We start from the raw sequence: 20236 nt of genomic DNA, 5'->3' as shown, positions 1-20236 counted from the left end.
CCCTTGTGCCCCCTTTGCCCCATTGGGAACCCCGGTCTTCCCGTACGGGCCCCGGTTACCTCTCAGTAGAGATGACGTTTGCCTCCCCGAGGTACACGATGGGGAAGCGGTGCAGGCGTACCGAAAATGCAGCTGACAGCAGCCCTCTCACAGGTAAGGACCAGCGTGGCTTCCGGATCCGATCGCAACCCGATCATCATTGGCGGCCTTCCGAGTCAGGTTCCTGACTTCGACCCCGAGGAAACCCAGGAGTGGCTCGACTCCCTCGACGCCGCCGTGGACGAGCGCGGCCGGGAGCGGGCGCGCTACCTGATGCTGCGGCTGATCGAGCGGGCCCGCGAGAAGCGCGTGGCCGTGCCCGAGATGCGCAGCACGGACTACGTCAACACGATCCCGACCAAGAACGAGCCGTTCTTCCCGGGCAACGAGGAGATCGAGCGGAAGATCCTCAACGCCACCCGCTGGAACGCGGCGGTGATGGTCTCGCGCGCCCAGCGGCCCGGCATCGGGGTCGGCGGCCACATCGCCACCTTCGCCTCCTCCGCGTCGCTCTACGACGTCGGCTTCAACCACTTCTTCCGCGGCAAGGACGAGGGCGACGGCGGCGACCAGGTCTTCTTCCAGGGGCACGCCTCGCCGGGCATCTACGCGCGCGCCTACCTGCTGGACCGGCTCAGCGAGCGGCACCTGGACGGCTTCCGGCAGGAGAAGTCGAAGGCGCCGTACGCTCTGTCCAGCTACCCGCACCCGCGCTCGATGCCGGACTTCTGGGAGTTCCCGACCGTCTCGATGGGCCTCGGCCCGATCGGCGCGATCTACCAGGCGCGGATGAACCGCTACATGCACGCGCGCGGGATCGCCGACACCTCCAGGTCGCAGGTGTGGGCCTTCCTCGGCGACGGCGAGATGGACGAGCCGGAGTCGCTCGGCCAGCTGTCCATCGCCGCCCGCGAGGGACTGGACAACCTGACCTTCGTCGTCAACTGCAACCTGCAGCGCCTGGACGGCCCGGTGCGCGGCAACGGCAAGATCATCCAGGAGCTCGAGTCGGTCTTCCGCGGCGCCGGCTGGAACGTCATCAAGCTGATCTGGGACCGTTCCTGGGACCCGCTGCTCGCGCAGGACCGCGACGGCGTGCTGGTCAACAAGATGAACACCACGCCGGACGGCCAGTTCCAGACGTACGCCACCGAGACCGGCGCGTACATCCGCGAGCACTTCTTCGGCGACGACCACCGGCTGCGCGCGATGGTCCAGAACATGACCGACCACCAGGTCCTGATGCTGGGCCGCGGCGGCCACGACCACCGCAAGATCTACGCGGCGTTCAAGGCGGCCAAGGAGCACAAGGGCCAGCCGACGGTCATCCTCGCCAAGACGGTCAAGGGCTGGACGCTGGGCCCGAACTTCGAGGGCCGCAACGCCACCCACCAGATGAAGAAGCTGACGGTCGACGACCTCAAGCGCTTCCGGGACCGCCTGCACCTGCCGATCTCGGACCAGGAACTGGAGTCCGGCGCGCCGCCGTACTACCACCCGGGCCGGAACTCCGAAGAGATCCAGTACATGCACGACATGCGCCGGCAGTGCGGCGGGTACGTGCCGACCCGGGTGGTCCGCTCCAAGCCGCTCCCGCTGCCGGACGACAAGGCGTACGCGACCGTGAAGAAGGGCTCCGGTCAGCAGTCCATCGCGACGACCATGGCCTTCGTGCGGCTGCTCAAGGACCTCATGCGGGACAAGGAGATCGGCAAGCGGTTCGTGCTGATCGCGCCGGACGAGTACCGCACGTTCGGCATGGACTCGTTCTTCCCGAGCGCGAAGATCTACAACCCGCTCGGCCAGCAGTACGAGGCGGTCGACCGCGATCTGCTGCTCGCCTACAAGGAGTCGCCGACCGGGCAGATGCTGCACGACGGCATCTCGGAGGCGGGCTGCACGGCCTCGACGATAGCGGCCGGTTCGGCCTACGCCACCCACGGCGAGCCGCTCATCCCGGTGTACGTCTTCTACTCGATGTTCGGTTTCCAGCGCACCGGCGACCAGTTCTGGCAGATGGCCGACCAGCTGGCGCGCGGTTTCGTGCTGGGCGCGACCGCCGGCCGTACGACGCTGACCGGTGAGGGTCTGCAGCACGCGGACGGTCACTCGCAGCTGCTCGCCTCGACCAACCCGGCGTGCGTGGCCTACGACCCGGCGTTCGGCTTCGAGATCGCGCACATCGTGAAGGACGGCCTGCGCCGGATGTACGGCGGGGACGAGCAGCACCCGCACGGCGAGGACGTGTTCTACTACCTCACCGTCTACAACGAGCCGATCCGGCACCCGGCCGAGCCGGAGAACGTGGACGTCGAGGGCATCCTCAAGGGCGTCTACCGCTTCAGCGAGGGCACGTCCGGCTCGATCCCGGCGCAGATCCTGGCGTCCGGCGTGGCCCTGCCCTGGGCGATCGAGGCGCAGCGGATCCTCGCCGAGGACTGGAACGTGCGGGCCGACGTGTGGTCGGCGACCTCCTGGAACGAGCTGCGGCGCGAGGCCGTGGCGTGCGAGGAGCACAACCTGCTGCACCCCGAGGAGGAGCAGCGCGTGCCCTACGTGACCCGGAAGCTCGGCGGCGCGCAGGGGCCGTTCGTGGCCGTGTCCGACTGGATGCGGTCGGTGCCGGACCAGATCGCTCGGTGGGTGCCCGGACCGTACCAGTCGCTGGGCGCGGACGGCTTCGGCTTCGCGGACACCCGCGGGGCGGCGCGGCGCTTCTTCCACATCGACGCGGAGTCGGTCGTGGTGGCGGTGCTGACCGAGCTGGCCAAGCAGGGCCAGGTCGACCGGTCGGTGCTGAAGCAGGCGATCGACCGCTACCGGGTCCTGGACGTGACGGCGGCGGACCCGGGCGCGGCGGGCGGCGACGCGTAGCCGCCCGCGGACGGTTCGCGGACGGTTTCCGACGCGAGGGCGGCGGAGCTCATGGCTCCGCCGCCCTTACGCGTTCTTTACCATGCGGGTATGGAGCAACAAACGGCGCAGGCACGGTGGGAAGAGCTGACGCAACGGCCGCTGCTGGCGCTCGCCGTGCTGTTCGCCGTCGCCTACGCCGTACCGATCGTGGACAGCACGGCCGGCCGGTCGCTGACCGTGGTGTGCACGGCGGTCGAGTGGGCGGTGTGGGGCGCGTTCGCGGGGGACTACGTGACGCGGCTGGTGCTCGCCGGCGACCGCCGGGCGTTCGTGCGGCGGCACTGGCTGGACCTGGGCGCGGTGGTGCTGCCGATGCTGCAGCCGCTGCGGCTGCTGCGCATGGTCGCCACGCTGCTGCTGGTGGGACGGCGGGCCCGGATGGCCACCCAGATCAGGCTGACCACGTACGTCGCCGGGTCCGTGGTGGGGCTGCTGATGTTCGGCTCGCTGGCCGTACTGTCGGTGGAGCGCGACTCACCGGACGGGAACATCCGCACCCTGGGTGACGCGGTGTGGTGGTCGTTCACGACGATGACGACGGTCGGGTACGGGGACCACGCGCCGACGACCGGCCTGGGCCGGATGATCGCGGTCGGCCTGATGCTGTCCGGGATCGCCCTGCTGGGTGTGGTGACGGCGAACATCGCCACCTGGTTCATCGCCCGGTTCGAGCGGGACGACGCGGAGGAACGCCTCCAGACGGAGGCGATCGAGGCGCTGACCGCGGAGGTCCGCGCCCTCCGCGCCGAGGTCGCGGCCCTCCGAAAACACCATGCCCACCGCTGACACCCCGAGCACCGCGGGCACGCCCCGGAAACCCCGCCCGCGCACGCCACGGGCGTGAGGCCGGACGCCCCCGACCGCGCGCGCCACGGGCGTGAGGCCGGACGCCCCCGACCGCGCGCGTCGCGGGCACGACCCCGTTCCGGCCACGCCGCGCGGGCACAAGCCAGGAGGTCTCCCTCCACGGAGCACGGCATGACCCCGGAGACCCCGCCGCGCACGCCACGGGCGTGAGGCCGGAGGCCCCCGACCGCGCGCGTCGCGGGCGTGAGGCCGGACGCCCCCGACCGCGCGTGTCGCGGGCACGACCCCGTTCCGGCCACGCCGCGCGGGCACAAGCCAGGAGGTCTCCCTCCACGGAGCACGGCATAACCCCGGACGCCCCGCCCGCGTGTCGCGGGCGCGAGACCAGGAGACTGCCCGTCCGCGTCGCGAGGTGAAGGCCAGAGGGAACGGCCGAGCGCCACAGGGTGCGGACCGAAGGTCACCAGCCGCCCGCCGCAAGCGCGGAGACCCGGGTCACCAGCGGCCCGTCGCGGACATGGGAGCAGAAGCCGCCCGCCGCGGAGCCGCGGCCTGAGCGGGGGTCCCCAGCCGCCCGTCACGGGCGCGAGCCCGGCCTCCGCCACACCGCCAACGTGAGGGCTGAAGATCACCGGCGGGGCATCGCGGGTGTGAGGGCCGACGGTGACCGGCCGCCCACCGGAGGCGCGAAGACCCGCGGTCACCAGCAGCCCACCGCAGGCGTGAGGCGGGCCCACGAGCACGGTCGTGCGCCACAGGCGCGGAGACCGCTCGGGATCCAGTGGTGCGCGGCCTGAGGGCGTCGGAGGGGTCAGGCCCGTGAAGGTGCCGCATTGCGGGCGGCCGCCGACCGTGACGGTCATGGCGGTGGGGCCGGACCCGTGGCGGTCGTCGGGCGGCTGGGTGGGTGGGCCCCCGGCCTTGTGTGTTCGCCGTGCCGCCGGGGGCCCCGCGCCCCGGGTCAGAACAGCCCGCTGCCCGGGGTGGCCGCTCCGGCGAGCCAGATGATCGCCAGGAGCGTGTCGATGGCGCCCAGTACGAGGGCGACCAGGGCCGGCACGGGGCGGGAGCCCGCCCAACTGCGGCCCATTGCCAGCCAGCCGCAGACGATCGCCACGGGGCCGAGGACGATCCCCAGCGCGAAGAACCCGGCGACCGCGCAGATGACTCCGATGATCCCGAGCGTCGCGCGATCCGGCCCGGTCCGTGACCACGTCCGGCCACGTGAGCGGGGGTACCTGCGCGTGCCGTTTCCGAAGCCCGCCATCATCAACTCCCTGAGCCCCGGGGTCTGTTCGGGGCTCGGTGATGCGGGTACCCCCGATTCGCGGGCTAATCCGGGGCGTTGTCCCCGACAGCGCACGACAAGTCACGGCAGGACACGACAGGCCCCGCAGGACGCGCAGGACGCGCCCGCCCTGGTCTGCGGCGCGCGTCGGCGGGAGGGGCCGCGAGCGGCTTCCGGCCATGGGCGGAAGCCGCTCGCGGGCCGTCAGATGTGCGCGGCGCCCGCACCCGCCGACGCGTTCTTGCCGCGCTTGGTGAGCAGCGCGACGAAGATCGCCACGACCGCGACACCGCAGGCGACGAGGGAGGCGAGGCTCATGCCGGAGATGAAGGTGTCGTGCGCGACTTCGGTGATCTTCGCCACGAGCATCTCCGGCGTGCCCTTGGCGACCGGCGCCACGCCGACCTGGACGGCCTCGGCGGCCTGGTCCAGCTGGGCCGGGGTGAGCGGGGGCAGCCCGGCGTCCTTCCAGTTGCCCCCCAGGTCGCTGTCGACCTTGGAGGCCATCACGGCGCCCAGGACGGCGGTGCCGAGGCTGCCGCCGATCTGCATCGCCGCCTGCTGCAGGCCGCCGGCGACGCCGGACAGCTCCATGGGGGCGTTGCCGACGATGACCTCGGTGGCGCCGACCATGACCGGTGCGAGGCCGAGGCCCAGCAAGGCGAACCAGAGCGACATGGTCGCGCTGCCGGTGTCGGTCTGCAGGGTCGACATGCCGTACATGGCGACGGCGGTGGCGGTCATGCCGCCGGCCAGCGGGATGCGCGGGCCCAGCTTGGTGATCAGCGCGCCGGCCAGCGGGGAGCCGACGATCATCATGCCGGTGAGCGGCAGCAGGTGCAGACCGGCGTCGATGGGGCTCATGCCGTGCACGTTCTGCAGGTAGAACGTCACGAAGAACAGGCCGCCCATGAACGCGATGGCCATCAGGACCATCAGCACCACGCCCGCGGACAGCGGGACGGAGCGGAACAGCCCGAGCGGGATCAGCGGCTCCTTCACCTTGGTCTCCCAGAAGGAGAACAGCGCGAAGGCCACCGCCGAGACGCCGATGAACAGCCAGGTCCGGCCGTCGCCCCAGCCCCACGTCGGCGCCTTGATCAGGGCCCACACCAGGCAGAACATCGCGCCGGAGAGCAGGACGATGCCCAGGATGTCGAAGGAGCGCGGGGCGTTCTCGGCGCGGTGGTCGAGCAGGATCAGGGTGCCGAGGACGAGGGCGATCGCGCCGACCGGCACGTTGATGAAGAACACCGACTGCCAGTTGACGTGCTCCACGAGCACGCCGCCGAGGATCGGGCCGCCCGCGGTGGAGGCGCCGATGACCATGCCCCAGATGCCGATGGCCATGTTGAGCCGCTCGGCCGGGAAGGTCGCCCGCAGCAGGCCGAGCGCGGCCGGCATCAGCAGGGCGCCGAAGAGGCCCTGGAAGACGCGGAAGGTGACGACGGCGGCGATGCTGCTGGACAGCCCGATGGCGCCCGAGGCGGCGGCGAAGCCGGTCACGCCGATCAGGAAGGTCTGCCGGTGCCCGAAGCGGTCACCGAGCTTGCCGGCCGTGATCAGGGAGACCGCGAGGGCGAGGAAGTAGCCGTTGGTGATCCACTGGACGTCGGCGAAGCTCGCCTTCAGGTCCTTCTGGATGGCAGGGTTGGCGATGGCCACGATGGTGCCGTCCAGGGCCACCATCATGACCCCGACGGCGACGGTGATCAGGGTGACCCAGGGGTGGCCGCGCAGCCCGGAGGACGGCGACCGGTCCGACGGGGCCGCCGACGCCCCGTCCCCCGGTCCCGTCGTGTCGACGGTGGTCTGACTAGTCATACATTCGAGATTAGTGACAGCCTCTGACAATTGACAAACCAGTTCACAAGTCAGTAACTGACGGTCATGGAAACACTGCGCGAACGCAAGAAGCAGCGCACCCGCGACGCCCTGCTGCGGGCCGCTCTCGAGCTGTTCACCACCCGGGGTTACGAGCGGACGACCGTCGACGAGATAGCCGACACCGTCGACGTCTCCCAGCGCACCTTCTTCCGTTACTTCGCCGGCAAGCAGGAGGCGGCCCTCTTCCTCCAGGAGCTGGCGGTGGCGCGGTTCGTCGAGGCCGTGCGGGACCGCCCGGCCGGGGAGGCGCCGATGACGGCGCTGCGGCAGGCGCTGCTGGAGGGCTGGGACGGCCTCAGCGACGTCATCGAGTCCGTGGTGCCGGTCGAGCTGTACCTGCGCATGTACCAGGTGATCGAGTCGACCCCGGCACTGCTCGCCGCCCACCTGCGGCGCAGTACGGAGATCGAGGACAGCCTCACCCGCGTACTGGCCGAGCGCGAGGGCGTGGACGCGGAGACCGACCCGCGGCCCCGGCTGGCCGTGGCCGTCTTCGGCGGGGTGATGCGGCTGGCCGAGCGGCAGTGGAGCAGCCGGGGGGACGTCAGCCTGGACGCCATGCGCCGGCTGACGATCTCGTACCTCGAACAGGTGGGCCCGGCACTCACCGAGAGCTGGCGAACACGCTCGGATATCCCGGGCGCGTCTTCTGAAACGTGAGCCGAACGTGAGCCGCGTCACTGTGGCAGCACGAGACCCTCCCGTTCTCCTAGTGTGTCCTTTCAGTGACTTCCTTCGAAACCTCCCCGCCGCTCAACGTCTGGCGCGCGCTCCTCGCGCTGGGCGTCGTGTTCGTGATGCTCGCCACCACGGGCTGGACGGCGCTGCGCTCCCACCGCGCGCCCACCGCCCTGCAGGCCTCGGTCACCGCCTGGGACCACGGCCGGCTGCGCGGGCACCGGCTGCCGCACCCGGACGCAAGTCCCGCCCGGATCGCCCGCTTCTTCGCCTCGCTCACCCCCCAGGAGCGCGGTGACCTCGCCCGCCACTACCCGCTCGCGGTCGGCAACATGAACGGCGCGCCCGTCGACCTGCGCTACCGGGCCAACCGGATCGCGCTCGCGCACCAGCACCGGGTCGAACTCAAGCGCATGCACGACAGCCGGCTCACGCCCGCCGGGCAGTACGAGGCGGGCCGCCGCATGCACCGCTACGCGGCGCTGCTGAGTCCGGGCCGCCAGATCCTCGCCTTCGACCCGGCCGGCTCGGGGCGCGTCGCCGAGGTGTTCGGCGACCTGCCCCGGGCGGAGCGGGTGTCGGTGATCGTGCCCGGCGTCGACACCGCGCTGCTCACCTTCCAGCGCACCAGCCGCAAGTACTCGGCGCCCGTCGGCATGGGCGAGTCCCTGTACGCGGCCGAGCGGGAGGCGGACCCGGAGACCCGTACGGCGGTGATCGCCTGGGCCGACTACACCGCGCCCGCCGGGCTCGGCATCGACTCGGCCACCGCGATGCGCGCCGAGAACGGCGCGGTGCGGCTGAACGCGCTGGTGCGCGGCCTGCCCGGGACCGCACCGGTCTCCCTGTTCTGCCACAGCTACGGCTCCGTGGTGTGCGGGGTCGCCGCGCACGCGCTGCCGCGCCGGGTGGCCGACATCGCGGTCGCCGCGAGTCCCGGCATGCGCGTGCAGCGGGCGTCCGGCCTGCGCACTTCCGCCCGGGTGTGGTCGATGCGCAACGCCACCGACTGGGTGCAGGACGTGCCCTACCTGGAGGTCGGCGGGCTCGGCCACGGCGCCGACCCGGTCGCGGCCGCGTTCGGGGCACGGGTGCTGTCGGCCGACGGCGCGAAGGGCCACAGCGGCTACTTCGAGCCCGGTACGCAGAGCCTGCGCAACCTCGCCGACATCGGGGTCGGCGCGTACGGCTCGGTGCTGTGCGCGCGCGAGGATGCGGTGTGCAGCGCGGGTTTGTCCGGTCCGGCACCGGCCGGACGCGCGTAGAGGCGCAGAAACTGCGGTATGCACGGAGTGGCGACGAAGAAGCCGGTCGCGCATACGATGAGCCGCATGGGTGACGTACTGGCCGGATTTCATGCCGCCTGGGAGTTCGAGTCCGACTCCGTGCTCATCCGTTACGAACGGGGGATTCGGACACCCAAGCTCTTCCAGGCACTCGGGGAACGCCGGGTGCCGCTCGCGGCCCTCGCCGGGGTGACACTCGCCCCCGGCAAGCGCGGCACCGTCGTGCTGCGGGCCGAGCCGCGCCCCGGCGCCGACCCGCTGATGGAGGCGGCCGCGGGGCAGCTGAGCGACGGGTGCGACCCGTACCGGCTGGTGCTGCCCGCGGAGCGCGAGACGCTCGCCGAGTACTACGCGGACGAGCTGCGGGCCCGGCTGGCCGACGACGGCCCGGCCGACGAGTTCCTGGTGGCCGCCCCCGAGGCGCCGCGGCAGTTCAAGGCGTACGACGCGAAGGCGTCCTTCGACGGCCGGACGGTCGCCTTCCGGTGGTTCTGGACGGGCGCGTCGTCGGCGAAGTGGAAGGCGGGCGACCAGAGCTTCCCGGTCACCGAGCTGAGCGGGGTGGAGTGGCGCTCCCCCGAGGCTTTCGAGGGGCATCTGCGGCTGCTGCGGCGGGAGGCCGGGGCGAACGGGGCGAACGGGCAGCCGGCCCAGCCGGACCAGGACCCGGCGGCCGTCGTGTTCGGGCTCGGTTACGGTCCCGTGCACGAGTCCCTGCCCTTCGCCGCGGCGGTGCTGGCGGCGGTCCGCACCTCCCGGCCGGTGGCCGCCGTGACCGCGCCCCGGCCCCGCCGCGACCCCGCCGACATCGCCGAGCGGATCCGTCACCTGGGCGAGCTGCACCGGGCGGGGCTGGTGACGGACGAGGAGTTCTCGGTGAAGAAGGCGGAGCTGCTGGCGGAACTGTAGTCACTCCGTGGTCGGTTACTCCCGTCCCGCGGACGTGAATGTCATGTCCGCGTACCGGTCGCCCGCCACCTTCGACGCGATCGGCTCCAGCAGGGACAGCTCCTCCACCGTCAGCTCGATCCGCGTCGCCGCCGCGTTCTGTTCCACCCGTTCCGGCTTGCGGGTGCCCGGGATCGGCACGACCGGCAGGTCCCGCACGGCCGCCTGCTGCTGGACCCAGGCCAGGGCGACCTGCGCCGGCGTCACCCCGTGGGCCTCGGCGACGGCGCGCACCGGCTCCAGGAGCGCGGCGTTGGCGGCCGCGTTCTCGCCGGTGAACCGGGGCTGCTGGCGGCGGAAGTCGTCCGCGGTGAGGTCCTTGTCGGCGTCCGTGAAGGAGCCGGTGAGGAAGCCGCGGCCGAGCGGCGAGTACGGCACCAGGCCCACGCCCAGCTCCCGGGCCGCCGGCACCACCCGCTCCTCGATGTCCCGGCTGAACAGCGACCACTCCGACTGCAACGCGGCGATCGGGTGCACGGCCTGCGCGGCCCGCAGCTCCGCGGCGGTCACCTCGCTCAGGCCCAGGTGCTTGACCTTGCCCTCGCGCACCAGCTCGGCCATCGTCCCGACGCTCTCCTCGATCGGCACGTTCACGTCGCGGCGGTGCATGTAGTAGAGGTCGATGGCGTCGATGTCGAGGCGCTTCAGGCTGGCCTCGACGGCCTGGCGGATGTACGGCGGGTCGTTGCGGACGATCCGCCGCGTGGGGTCGTCCGCCGGGATCGACAGGGCGAACTTGGTCGCGACGACGACCTCGTCCCGGTGCGCCTTGAAGAACGGGGACAGGAACCGCTCGTTCTCGCCCGCCCCGTAGGCGTCCGCCGTGTCGTACAGGGTGACGCCCAGCTCCAGGGCGCGCTCCAGGGTGGCCCGGGACTGCTTGGCGTCGGAGGGGCCGTAGGCGAAGCTCATGCCCATGCAGCCGAGGCCCTGGACACCGACCTCGGGGCCGGTGTCGCCGAGTCGTACGGTGGGGATCTGCGTGTCGGTCATCACACCTTCTCCGCTTCGCGGGCGCGGTCGGCGTCCGCGTAGAAACTGATCTTCCGGTCGAGCACGGCGAGCGTGTCCTGGAGTTCGGCGATCCGGGTCAGCACGTCCCGGCGGGTGGACTCCAGCAGTTCGAACCGCTCGCGGTAGGTGTGGTCGCCCTCGCGGACCAGTTCGGCGTAGCGCACCATGTCGGCGACCGGCATGCCGGTCAGCCGCAGCTTGCCGACGAAGTCCAGCCAGTCCAGGTCACGGTTGCTGTAGCGGCGCTGACCGGTGTGCGAACGGTCGACGTGCGGCATGAGGCCGATGCGCTCGTACCAGCGGAGCGTGTGCGCGGTCAGCCCGGTGAAGGCCACGACCTCGCTGATCGTGTAACTGTCCTGTCCTTGCGGCCGCCGGTGCGGGTTCGGCGGGGCGGCGCAGCTGTCGGTCCTGGTACGCGGGGTCTCCATCACCGTCATGAGCACAACGCTATGACCTTCGAGCGCACTCCAGGCAAGCCGACCGATGAGAAATCGGCAGGACGGGGGGCGGGCGCGGTGGCTAGCGTGCGGGGCATGAGTCTCGTACGCCGTGCAGAGCCCGGGGACGCCGGGGAAGTGCTCCGGCTGCGCCAGGTCATGATCGACGCGCTGCCGGGTTCCGACCCGTCGGCCGACTGGCACGCCGAGTCCCTGCCGGGGCTGCGGGAGAGACTGGCCGAGCGGGACGGCGACTTCGCCGCGTTCGTCGTCGACCACCCCGAGCGGCCGGGCGCGCTGGCGGCGCTGGTCGCCGGGACGGTGGACTACCGCATCGGGAAGGCGGGCGACCCGCACGGCAGGGTCGGTTACGTCTTCAGCGTGGCGACCGACCCGGAAACGCGCCGCCGGGGGTACGCGCGCGCGTGCATGGACGCGCTGCTGGACTGGTTCCGCGCGCGCGGCGCCGCCCGCGCCCGCCTCACCGCGTCCCCCGAGGCCGAACCGCTGTACGTCTCCCTCGGCTTCCGGCCCAGGCCCGACCCCTTGCTGGAGCTGAGACTGTGAGGCCCTAGGCTCGACGGCATGTCGCTCAAGAGCCTCGCGTTGATCGAGAACTGGCCGGTTTCCACCGCCGCGGCGGGTGCCGTACGGGCCGACGGCACGGTCCTGGGGACCCACGGGCCGGCCGACCGCCGTTTCCCGCTGGCCTCGGTCACCAAGCCGCTCGCCGCGTACGCGGCCCTGGTGGCGTACGAGGAGGGGGCGATCGAGTTCGACGAGCCGGCCGGCCCGCCCGGATCCACGGTCCGCCACCTGCTCGCCCACACCTCCGGCCTGGCCTTCGACGAGCACCGGGTCACGGCCCCGCCCGGCGAGCGCCGCCTGTACTCCAACGCCGGTTTCGAGCAGCTCGGCGACCACATCGCGAAGGCGACGGAGATCCCCTTCGCCGAGTACCTGCGCCAGGCGGTCCTGTCACCGCTGGGGATGTCCGCGACGACTCTCGACGGCTCCCCCGCGAAGGACGGCGTCTCCACCACCGCCGACCTGCTGCGCTTCGCCGCCGAGGTGCAGGCGCCGCGCCTGCTGGACCCGCGCACGGTCGCCGAGGCGATGACGGTGCAGTACCCCGGCACCAAGGGCGTCCTGCCGGGCTACGGCCACCAGAACCCCAACGACTGGGGCCTCGGCTTCGAGATCCGCGACTCCAAGTCCCCGCACTGGACGGGCGCCACGTCCTCCCCGCGCACCTTCGGCCACTTCGGCCAGTCCGGCACGTTCCTGTGGATCGACCCCGACGCGGGCCTCGCGGCCGTCGCCCTGACCGACCGCGCCTTCGGCCCGTGGGCCATCGAGTCGTGGCCGCCGTTCACGGACGCGGTACTGACGGAGGCGCGGGGCCGGTAAGAGTGGCGCGGAACGCGCCGCGGCCCGGCCTACCGCCAGAAGCACTCATCGATCACGATCTGCGGGTCGGTGATGCGGGGCACGAAGTGGTACCGCAGCCATCCGCGCCCGTGATCGAAATAGATGACATGTGCACCGCCCGGCCGGGTGGACTGGACGGGTTCGACGCTCATACCGGCCGACAGATCACGGTCGCTGTCGACACCCCGGAAGTAGGGGTCCTTCGCGGTGACGAGTTCGGCGCGGGCGGCGTCGACCAGGGCACGTGCCTCTGCGGGGAGGGCGGTCCTGGCGTCCTCGGCTTCCTTCGTCCAGTCGGCCTGCCAGGGTGGCCCCATGAATCCGCCCGTCACTGGCCGGGTTCCGCGTCGGCAGCCGTGCGGCGCATGCGCCCGGCCTCTTCGATGAGGGTTTTGGCGCGGGCGTAGTCGGATTCCTGCGCGGCCTCGTCCTCCAGGCGGTGAACCCTCGCTTCGAGCCGGGGGTCACGGGCCAAGGCGTATTCGCTCCACCAGCGGGCCATGAAGGCGGGGACCGGGGCGAGGTCGTAGGTATCGGCGATGTCCCGACGCCAGTGCCGGTCGAAGTCGGCGAGAAGCTTCGGCGCGTGCCGGGCGATGGCGGCGCGGAGCGCCTTGGGGGTCCTCTCAGGCATGGGAGGAACGGAGGTCCCGGCCCCAGAGGGTGCGGTGGTCATGAGTGGCGGGTCTCCTTCCGCGGAGCGGGTCGGGCAGCGGCCGGATGCAGTGGGTGCGTCTTGGGGAAAGTCTGGCACGCCGGGCCACGCCGGCAGCACCCTTCCGGTCCCCCAGCACGGCCTCACCGTGAGTCCGGCCTTTGGGCCAGGCACTCGAACCACACCGTCTTCCCGCCACCGCCGGGGCGCGGCGTAACGCCCCACCGGTCGGTGACCGACTCGACGAGAAGCAGACCGCGCCCACCCTCCGCGAGTACGTCCCCGCTGCCCGGGACAGGCAGCAGCGGGCAATCGTCGGAGACCTCCACCCGCACCGCGCCGGGCAGCAGCAGGAAGCAGACGCGGCACCGGCGGCCGGGCACGTGCCGGACGACGTTGGCGAGGATTTCCGTCAGCGCCAGTTCGGCCGCGTCGGCCACTTCGAGCAGGCCGGAGCCCTTGAGGTAGAGCCGCAGGATGCGGCGCAGGTGCCGGACGGAGTGCTCTCCCAACGCGAACTCTGCGCCGTACCGCGGCTGAACGTCCACTTCCCGCGGACCAGTTACGTGATTCACGTCACCCAGCCTGTGACCCACCGCATACGATTGGCTACCAAGAGAAACGAACGTCATGCGGCGTTGCACGCCGGAGGTGCCACCGTGGCCAACATCCAGACTCTCGACCCCACCGCTTCACCGCTGCACTACTACGGCTGGGAGCTGCGCCGCCACCGTGAGGGCCACGGCCTGAAACAGGGGCAACTCGGCGACATCATCTTCTGCACGGGCTCGCTCATCGGCCAGATCGAGACCACGAAGAAGGTCCCCACCCGCGACTTCTCCGAACGCGTGGACGCCGCGCTCGGCACCGACGGGCTGTTCTCCCGCCTCATCGGCCTGGTCCTGCGCAGCCAACTCCCCACCTGGTTCCAGCCGTACGCGGAGATGGAGGCACGCGCGACATACATCTCCACCTACCAGGCGCAGTTGGTGTACGGACTGCTGCAGACGGAGGAGTACGCACGGGCGGTGCTCGCCACCGGTATGCCGGAGGATCTGGACGGCCTGGTGGCGGCCCGCATGGAGCGCCAGCGCATCCTGGAGCGCGAACAGCCGCCGCTGGCCTGGGTGATTCTGGACGAGGCGGTGCTGCTGCGGCCCATCGGCGGCCACGAGGTCATGCGTCGCCAACTCGCCCACCTGTTGGACTTCACCGGCCACCGCTGGCTGCACGTGCAGGTTTTGCCGAACTCGGCGGGTGAACATGCCAGTCTGGCGGGCTCGTTCAACTTGCTTCGCTTCGAAGGTGACCCGGACATCGTCTACACAGAGGACGTCATCTCGGGCCACATGACCGCCAACTCCGAGACTGTCAGGGAGGCGGCGCTCCGTTACGCTCGCTTGCAGGCCGCAGCCCTCTCCGTGGAGGATTCGGCGGCGCTGATCGCCCGCGTGATGGAGGAACGCTATGGAGACCGGTCCCAGCCTGAGGAACGCACAGTGGCGTAAGTCCAGCTACAGCGGCAGTACCGGCGGCGACTGCGTGGAGTGCACAGTCACCGGCGGCGCCGTCTGGCGCACATCCTCGTACAGCGGAAACACCGGCGGCGACTGCGTCGAGGTCGCCGACGGCTGCCCGACCGGCGCCGTCCCGGTCCGCGACAGCAAGAACCCTTCCGGCCCGACCGTGATAGTCAGCACGCCCGCCTGGCAGGCGTTCGTCGACGGCCTGCGGTAGTCCAACTGCCAGCGGTTCCCCCTGACGTAGCCGCTCGTACCGCAGAAGCGCGCCAGCCAGGAGGCACGAGGGGAACGACACTGACGTGAGACGGTCGCCGTGCAGGGCGGTCGCCGACAAGCTCGGCATCGGCTCCCGCCACAGGCCCGGCGTAGCAGTGCAGCGGTCACCGGGCAGTGCGATCGACCCGGCCGACCTCACCCGCTCCTCCGCAAGGTTGGCCTTCGCCGCATCCGCTTCCACGACTTCCGCCACCCAACCGCCGTCCTGCTCCTGGAACAGAGCGGCTACCTCGTCGTGATCAAGGAATTCCTCGGGCACGCCCACATCGGTGTCACCGCTGACGTCTACGCCCACGTCCGACTCCGCCTTCAACAATCGGCCGTCACAACCCTCAGCGACGTTCTCCACCCACAGCTCCCATGACGGCAGGTTGCCGCGCCGTCACTCTGCACCACCTCCAGCAACGCCGGCGGCCCTGCAAGATGCCTTGCGGGGCCGCCGACGTTCGCCTGCGTTGCCGTCAACACCGCCCCTCTTCTGCTGGGCAAATGATGGGGATGCTGATCTCCCCGTCGTCGACAAGGGGTTCCGTATGAGATTTCAATCTCCGTCTAGACGCAACCGCATTTCCTCTTTCTCGCGACATTCGCGAGCCAACCTGAGCACGCTTTTCAAGAACTCCCTCACTGAAGGATCGTCGACCCGCAAGAATTCGACCTCGATTTCCGAGATGAACTGATCCATCTCACTCGAACTCAATATCAGAGTCCCGTAGGGATCCACTCGACTCAGCATGGGCAGCATGCTCGATCCGCAAAGGCGAGCAAATTCGTCGTGAAGATCGAGAACAGCGTCTACCTGACTCGCACGCCGCCGCCTCGGACTGCTTCCTCGATGCTCCACGCGCACGAGGGCCACATCTACGCCCACGACACCTCCTTGAGTGAGAGCCCGATGTCACAACCACGCATCACTCGGGCTCCCCAGACGGGAAGGCTGTGATTATTTTTCGGTCACGAACCACAACCCGAATGTAGTACTGATCATCTCCAGCCCCGTTCCGGCCGATCGGATTCGGAAATTTGTAGTAGTACGCCCCGTCGCCGGTCTGGCCATCGAGTGCGCGATTGATCATCTTCTGGATCTTCGCTTTACTCGTCGTGAAAAACTTGCTCTTGTTGGGAAACTCGCCACCACGAACAACATGCCGGTCCCATATGTGATCCCATCGGCCCTTCGAAATTGACACCGGGCAGCTGGAATTGTGGACGAGGACCGGCGTGGCCCCCGCCAGCACATAATACGTGTGCAGGCCGTCGATGGTGAGATTGCGTGTCTCTTGCTGTTGGCGGAAGGGAGAGAGCGTGTCGACTGTGACCACGTCTCCGGTGCTCGACCGCAGGGTCATTCCCTGCTTCAGGTCTACCGCATCGATCCAAGCCTGTTCGGATGGCGACCAGAAAGGGTGATGGTTGGTGGCGATGATCTCGGCTACGCCGGCGACGGCCCGCCGCTATGCGGAGCCGCCCTCCGCTGACATTGCCGTCCATTCCTGCTGTCAGCACATGCAGAAGCCCCGCCAGGGCGCACCTGACGGGGCATGAGCTTCGTTGGCTGCTATCCAGCGCTAGGGTTGAGGGATCGACAGCGAGGCTACAGCTCACCGTCCAGCCAACGTTCGAATGGCGCGACCTCCGACAGTTCGGAATTGATCGCCTTCAACCCTTTGGCGAAGTCTTCGGCCAATTTCGAGAGCATCGCGACTAGCTCACCCTGCGCAATGCTCTCGCACTCCGGATTCGGCACCCAATCGGTCCGCGAATCGCAATGAATCACCACGAAATCCCCACTCGGACGGAATGTCAAAGTCCTCTCGATACCTTGCGAGTAGAGATCCACCTCGACTTCACGACACTCGCGCACACCCACCAGAAGCGACGGAAGTTGCTCCATGAAGGCAGACAAGTCATACGCGACGTCGAGCGGCCACTCATCACTCCCGAAGCCACCAATGTGGAATGTACTGCCTCCAGCGTCAGAGAGGGCGCTACACGCCTCTATGACCAGGGTGTCGTAATCGCTACCCGGCTCCAGGTCTACTGAAACAAGAGCCACAGCATCAGACGGAACGGCCGGATTGAACGACACAGAGAAGCTCATCTCTCCAGCCTCCTAGTTCGGACCAATGATCGGGAATCCCGTCTTGTACAGCCCATTTGGGCTCGGGATGACGGTAGCCGCCCGCGCTTTGACGATACTTCCATCCGGCATAATCACCTGCCCCAAACCGTCTGGAATACGCACCGACCTAGGCCCGGCTCCTTCGACATGGAGCCCCCTCAAGAACGCCGCAGCGGCGTCATTATCTAGCCACTGACCTTGCTGAGTCCCGGTGTTACGAGCGCGATCGGTCAAGGCCTTCGTTCTCTTCGCTCCGGCGCCATGAGTCTTGAATGTATGACCCCACGTTTTCACACTGTTGGAGGCCCAGTTTGTGCAGTTGTGAACCAGGACCGGAGTGGTCCCTGCGAGCACATAGTACGTGTGGAGGCCGTCGATGGTCAGGTTGCGGGTCTCATGGCTGCCACGGAAGGAGCGAGTGGCTGTAACGGTGACCTTGGTGCCAGCGCTAGTGAGGAGGGTCATGCCTGGCTTGAGTTGCCCTGCATCGACCCACGCGTGCCGGCTGGGCGACCAGAAGGGGTGGTGACGGGTTGCCGTGACCTTGGCCTTGCCATTGCTGGAACTCAAGGTGAGCTCGGAGAAGGCCTTGTCGCTCTTGGTGACGATGGTGGCCAGGACCGTGCGGGCCTCGGTCGCGCCCGTTTCCGGATCAGTCGCGAGGGCTTCGTCCTCCGGCTCTATTTCGCCGATGGGCTTGGTGGATCCGTCCGCCATGAGGACTTCGGTGTCAGGGGTGAAGCTGTTGGGGCAGCCCCCCTTGCCGATGTGTGCGCCGCTTCCTGGGCCTTCTCCGCCGCCGGTCATGGCGGAAAGCTCGCCCATCGCAGCGACCATTTCACCCTTGGACCCGCCCGCCACAGGACAGGTCGAACTTCCCGCTACTTCGCCACATGCGCGAAACAGGAGGCTCGCAAGTCCTTTGGCCGCGATAGAGGCTCTGAAGTCGGCGTAGGGCTCATCGGGGGCGACGTAATAGCAGCGGTTCCGTTCTCCCAACTGGCAGGAGTAGTCGTCCATGCCGGCGAAGAACGCCGCGATGAATTCGTCCTTCTTCGACCACGTTATGGGGACATCGACGCCGGGGTGGATGGTGGCGTAGCCGTCGTGGTTGTAGTCCTCGCCGCCGCTTTCGTGGTCCGGGAGCTCGCCGTAGGGGACCTCGTCACTGCAGACGATGTTGGTGAGGCTGCAGTCGTTGTTCCCGCTGCTGTGGTCCTCCGCGGTGAAGGAGAGCCCTGAGGGGTCGCTGTAGTTGATGGGGTCGTTGATGCTGTAGCTGTATGCGGAGAGGTTTTGCGGGATGTAGGGGGTGTTCAGGGGGTCCTGCTGGCCGGAGGCGAGGCTGCGGGGCTGGCCGTAGGCGTTGTAGGTGGTGGTGACGGTCTCCTCGTCCAGCCCGCCGGCCTTCGGGTAGGTGACCGAGGTGAGGTGGTCGGCGGCGTCATAGGTGGAGCTCGTGGTGTAGTCGTCGGCCAGGCCGGTAACGGCGGCCGGGATGCTGATGGTGGTGCTCAGCGGGCGGCCACGGCCGTCAAAGGCGTTCGAGAAGGACCATCCACCGCTGGATGTAGCTGCCGTCGTACAGGTCGGTGTTGTAGGCGCGGCCGTAGGCGGTGCACCGGTTGTCCGCGACGCCTTGTTCGCCCTGGTCGTCGACGCGGAGCGGAAGGCCGTACGTGGCTGAGGTGGCGGTACTGGCGTCGTATTCGTTCTGGACGACGTGGGTGCGCCAGCCGGTGGAGATCTTGGTGTCGGTGGTGGTCTGGTCCTCGCGGACGAAGCGGGCGTCGGGCAGGCCGGCGTAGGTGTCGGTGGTGGCTGATCACCGTCGCGGACGGATCGTCACGTCCGGAGCAGCAGCTGCCCCTCCACGTAGGGAAGTACTTTCGCGCGTGGCAGGTGCACGAGGACGTCCTCGCCCTTCGGAACCCCCTCATCCCGCGGCGCCTTGACTCTGACTGGTTGCCCGGCGACCTCCACTTCGATCACGCGCTGCGCGCCGTGGTCGCTGACACTCAGCAACCGGCCGGGGAACGTGTTGGGACCTGGGGCCGCAACGACCTTGACGTACTCGGGCCGGACGCCGATCTGGACCCCGGTCGTGCCATCGGGAACGTCCCAGGCGATCGACAGCGTGCGGCCCCCCAGCGTGAACGACCCGTTACTGCGGTCCACGGTCAGGAAATTCATCGCCGGGGAGCCGATGAAGTAGCCGACATAGGTGGAGGAGGGTGCTTCGAAGAGCTGCTCAGGGGTGCCTTGCTGCACGGCGCGGCCGTGCTTCATCACGAGCACTTCCTGAGCGAAGCTCATCGCCTCGTACTGATCGTGCGTCACGTAGATCACCGTAGGGCGGAATTGCTCGGTGATCTCTCGAATTCTACGCCGCAGCGAGTGTTTCAGCTGCGGGTCAATCACGGTGAGCGGCTCGTCCATCAGGATGGCCGCCACGTCGTCACGGACCAAGCCTCGGCCGAGTGAGATGAGCTGCTTGTCGTCTGCGGTGAGCCCGCGAGCGGGATGCCGCAGCCGGTCCTGCAAGTTCAGAGCCTCCGCGACCTGCCGGACCTTGGCGTCGATCCTCGACTTGTCCCAGCGTCGGCACTGCAGAGGGAAGGCAAGGTTCTCGTAGACCGTCATCGACTTGTAGATGACGGGGAACTGGAAAACCTGAGCGATGTTTCGCGCCTTCGTGGGCAATTCTGTGACGTCGACGCCGTCGAACAGTACCTGTCCGCGGGATGGTTTGACCAAGCCGGACAGGATGTTCAGCAGCGTCGTCTTGCCGCAGCCCGAGGGGCCGACCAGTGCATAGGTCTTGCCGGATTCGAAGGTCAACTCCAACGGCTTGAGCGCCCACCGCTCCTCATCGGAATCCGGGGTGTAGGCGTGCCCGACGTCGACGATGTCCAACTGCGCCATA

At 69.2% G+C, this 20236-nt stretch carries 21 protein-coding genes; 10 read left to right on the top strand and 11 right to left on the bottom strand.

What is annotated here, in order from left to right; translation table 11 throughout:
* The first annotated feature begins 165 nt into the window (after positions 1–165).
* Together aceE and VKA29_RS31465 are read left to right on the top strand one after the other, a co-directional pair.
* Positions 166–2913, top strand: a complete 2748-nt coding sequence (gene aceE, locus VKA29_RS31470; protein WP_324789410.1) for a pyruvate dehydrogenase (acetyl-transferring), homodimeric type — start codon at positions 166–168, stop codon at positions 2911–2913.
* 90 nt (positions 2914–3003) lie between these two features.
* Entirely contained in the window at positions 3004–3741 is a 738-nt protein-coding gene (locus VKA29_RS31465) for a potassium channel family protein (protein WP_324789409.1), read from the top strand.
* A gap of 982 nt (positions 3742–4723) precedes the next feature.
* Here VKA29_RS31465 and VKA29_RS31460 read toward each other — a convergent pair.
* Positions 4724–5032: a small hydrophobic protein gene (locus tag VKA29_RS31460; RefSeq protein WP_324789408.1), complete on the bottom strand. Its 309-nt coding sequence runs from the start codon at positions 5030–5032 to the stop codon at positions 4724–4726.
* 222 nt (positions 5033–5254) lie between these two features.
* The gene (locus VKA29_RS31455; protein WP_324789407.1) at positions 5255–6874 is read right to left on the bottom strand and encodes an MFS transporter; all 1620 of its coding nucleotides are present in this window, start codon (positions 6872–6874) and stop codon (positions 5255–5257) included.
* 66 nt (positions 6875–6940) lie between these two features.
* Here VKA29_RS31455 and VKA29_RS31450 point away from each other — a divergent pair, with 66 nt between their 5' ends.
* The 3 genes from VKA29_RS31450 to VKA29_RS31440 all read left to right on the top strand — a co-directional run bounded on the left by VKA29_RS31450 (position 6941) and on the right by VKA29_RS31440 (position 9810).
* A complete protein-coding gene (locus tag VKA29_RS31450; protein ID WP_324789406.1) occupies positions 6941–7597 on the top strand; it encodes a TetR family transcriptional regulator in 657 nt (218 codons plus the stop codon).
* Positions 7598–7662: 65 nt separating this feature from the next.
* Entirely contained in the window at positions 7663–8880 is a 1218-nt protein-coding gene (locus VKA29_RS31445) for an alpha/beta hydrolase (protein WP_324789405.1), read from the top strand.
* Positions 8881–8937: 57 nt separating this feature from the next.
* Positions 8938–9810 (top strand): DUF4429 domain-containing protein, encoded by an 873-nt coding sequence (locus VKA29_RS31440; protein ID WP_324789493.1) that lies wholly within the window; start codon positions 8938–8940, stop codon positions 9808–9810.
* Positions 9811–9825: 15 nt separating this feature from the next.
* Here the strand turns inward: VKA29_RS31440 and VKA29_RS31435 are convergent, their stop codons facing one another.
* A complete protein-coding gene (locus VKA29_RS31435; protein WP_324789404.1) occupies positions 9826–10842 on the bottom strand; it encodes an aldo/keto reductase in 1017 nt (338 codons plus the stop codon).
* Entirely contained in the window at positions 10842–11303 is a 462-nt protein-coding gene (locus tag VKA29_RS31430; RefSeq protein WP_324789403.1) for a MerR family transcriptional regulator, read from the bottom strand. The genes VKA29_RS31435 and VKA29_RS31430 overlap by 1 nt, the downstream gene beginning before the upstream one ends.
* Before the next feature lie 96 nt (positions 11304–11399).
* On the opposite strand from VKA29_RS31430, the gene VKA29_RS31425 reads away from it, so the two are divergent.
* Entirely contained in the window at positions 11400–11870 is a 471-nt protein-coding gene (locus VKA29_RS31425; protein ID WP_324789402.1) for a GNAT family N-acetyltransferase, read from the top strand.
* An 18-nt stretch (positions 11871–11888) separates the two neighbouring features.
* Positions 11889–12713 carry a serine hydrolase domain-containing protein gene (locus VKA29_RS31420; RefSeq protein WP_324789401.1) on the top strand — a complete coding sequence of 275 codons (825 nt, stop codon included), beginning with the start codon at positions 11889–11891 and terminating at the stop codon, positions 12711–12713.
* A gap of 29 nt (positions 12714–12742) precedes the next feature.
* On the opposite strand, the gene VKA29_RS31415 is transcribed toward VKA29_RS31420, so the two are convergent.
* The 3 genes from VKA29_RS31415 to VKA29_RS31405 form a co-directional block, all read right to left on the bottom strand.
* The gene (locus VKA29_RS31415; RefSeq protein WP_324789400.1) at positions 12743–13051 is read right to left on the bottom strand and encodes a hypothetical protein; all 309 of its coding nucleotides are present in this window, start codon (positions 13049–13051) and stop codon (positions 12743–12745) included.
* Positions 13052–13062: 11 nt separating this feature from the next.
* Positions 13063–13410, bottom strand: a complete 348-nt coding sequence (locus tag VKA29_RS31410; protein WP_420718609.1) for a DUF6247 family protein — start codon at positions 13408–13410, stop codon at positions 13063–13065.
* A 122-nt stretch (positions 13411–13532) separates the two neighbouring features.
* Complete coding sequence (locus VKA29_RS31405; protein ID WP_324789398.1) at positions 13533–13964, bottom strand: ATP-binding protein; 432 nt, start codon at positions 13962–13964, stop codon at positions 13533–13535.
* Positions 13965–14048: 84 nt separating this feature from the next.
* Here VKA29_RS31405 and VKA29_RS31400 point away from each other — a divergent pair, with 84 nt between their 5' ends.
* The 3 genes from VKA29_RS31400 to VKA29_RS31390 all read left to right on the top strand — a co-directional run bounded on the left by VKA29_RS31400 (position 14049) and on the right by VKA29_RS31390 (position 15552).
* Positions 14049–14897 carry a helix-turn-helix transcriptional regulator gene (locus VKA29_RS31400; RefSeq protein ID WP_324789397.1) on the top strand — a complete coding sequence of 283 codons (849 nt, stop codon included), beginning with the start codon at positions 14049–14051 and terminating at the stop codon, positions 14895–14897.
* The gene (locus tag VKA29_RS31395) at positions 14857–15126 is read left to right on the top strand and encodes a DUF397 domain-containing protein (RefSeq protein WP_324789396.1); all 270 of its coding nucleotides are present in this window, start codon (positions 14857–14859) and stop codon (positions 15124–15126) included. Before VKA29_RS31400 ends, VKA29_RS31395 begins: the two co-directional genes overlap by 41 nt.
* 99 nt (positions 15127–15225) lie before the next feature.
* Positions 15226–15552 carry a tyrosine-type recombinase/integrase gene (locus VKA29_RS31390; RefSeq protein ID WP_420718608.1) on the top strand — a complete coding sequence of 109 codons (327 nt, stop codon included), beginning with the start codon at positions 15226–15228 and terminating at the stop codon, positions 15550–15552.
* Between the two features lie 547 nt (positions 15553–16099).
* Here the strand turns inward: VKA29_RS31390 and VKA29_RS31385 are convergent.
* The 4 genes from VKA29_RS31385 to VKA29_RS31370 form a co-directional block, all read right to left on the bottom strand.
* A complete protein-coding gene (locus VKA29_RS31385; protein ID WP_324789492.1) occupies positions 16100–16612 on the bottom strand; it encodes a polymorphic toxin-type HINT domain-containing protein in 513 nt (170 codons plus the stop codon).
* A 170-nt stretch (positions 16613–16782) separates the two neighbouring features.
* On the bottom strand, positions 16783–17289 hold the full coding sequence (locus tag VKA29_RS31380; RefSeq protein ID WP_324789395.1) for a hypothetical protein: 507 nt from the start codon (positions 17287–17289) through the stop codon (positions 16783–16785).
* A 12-nt stretch (positions 17290–17301) separates the two neighbouring features.
* Complete coding sequence (locus tag VKA29_RS31375; RefSeq protein WP_324789394.1) at positions 17302–18330, bottom strand: polymorphic toxin-type HINT domain-containing protein; 1029 nt, start codon at positions 18328–18330, stop codon at positions 17302–17304.
* 825 nt (positions 18331–19155) lie between these two features.
* The gene (locus VKA29_RS31370; protein WP_324789393.1) at positions 19156–20235 is read right to left on the bottom strand and encodes an ABC transporter ATP-binding protein; all 1080 of its coding nucleotides are present in this window, start codon (positions 20233–20235) and stop codon (positions 19156–19158) included.
* Position 20236: the final 1 nt, after the last annotated feature.

This window comes from Streptomyces sp. H51 (assembly GCF_035656535.1).
Lineage (GTDB): Bacteria > Actinomycetota > Actinomycetes > Streptomycetales > Streptomycetaceae > Streptomyces.
Note: the sequence above shows the minus strand (reverse complement) of the source record. Positions and strands in the feature narration are given on the sequence as shown.

Coding starts and splice junctions, on each gene's coding strand:
- VKA29_RS31435 (WP_324789404.1), bottom strand. CDS start 10,842: ATGACCGACACGCAGATCCCCACCGTACGACTCGGCGACACCGGCCCC.
- VKA29_RS31410 (WP_420718609.1), bottom strand. CDS start 13,410: ATGACCACCGCACCCTCTGGGGCCGGGACCTCCGTTCCTCCCATGCCT.
- VKA29_RS31465 (WP_324789409.1), top strand. CDS start 3,004: ATGGAGCAACAAACGGCGCAGGCACGGTGGGAAGAGCTGACGCAACGG.
- VKA29_RS31370 (WP_324789393.1), bottom strand. CDS start 20,235: ATGGCGCAGTTGGACATCGTCGACGTCGGGCACGCCTACACCCCGGAT.
- VKA29_RS31455 (WP_324789407.1), bottom strand. CDS start 6,874: ATGACTAGTCAGACCACCGTCGACACGACGGGACCGGGGGACGGGGCG.
- VKA29_RS31460 (WP_324789408.1), bottom strand. CDS start 5,032: ATGATGGCGGGCTTCGGAAACGGCACGCGCAGGTACCCCCGCTCACGT.
- VKA29_RS31375 (WP_324789394.1), bottom strand. CDS start 18,330: ATGGACGACTACTCCTGCCAGTTGGGAGAACGGAACCGCTGCTATTAC.
- VKA29_RS31425 (WP_324789402.1), top strand. CDS start 11,400: ATGAGTCTCGTACGCCGTGCAGAGCCCGGGGACGCCGGGGAAGTGCTC.
- VKA29_RS31430 (WP_324789403.1), bottom strand. CDS start 11,303: ATGACGGTGATGGAGACCCCGCGTACCAGGACCGACAGCTGCGCCGCC.
- VKA29_RS31395 (WP_324789396.1), top strand. CDS start 14,857: ATGGAGACCGGTCCCAGCCTGAGGAACGCACAGTGGCGTAAGTCCAGC.
- VKA29_RS31440 (WP_324789493.1), top strand. CDS start 8,938: ATGAGCCGCATGGGTGACGTACTGGCCGGATTTCATGCCGCCTGGGAG.
- VKA29_RS31450 (WP_324789406.1), top strand. CDS start 6,941: ATGGAAACACTGCGCGAACGCAAGAAGCAGCGCACCCGCGACGCCCTG.
- VKA29_RS31420 (WP_324789401.1), top strand. CDS start 11,889: ATGTCGCTCAAGAGCCTCGCGTTGATCGAGAACTGGCCGGTTTCCACC.
- VKA29_RS31380 (WP_324789395.1), bottom strand. CDS start 17,289: ATGAGCTTCTCTGTGTCGTTCAATCCGGCCGTTCCGTCTGATGCTGTG.
- VKA29_RS31415 (WP_324789400.1), bottom strand. CDS start 13,051: ATGGGGCCACCCTGGCAGGCCGACTGGACGAAGGAAGCCGAGGACGCC.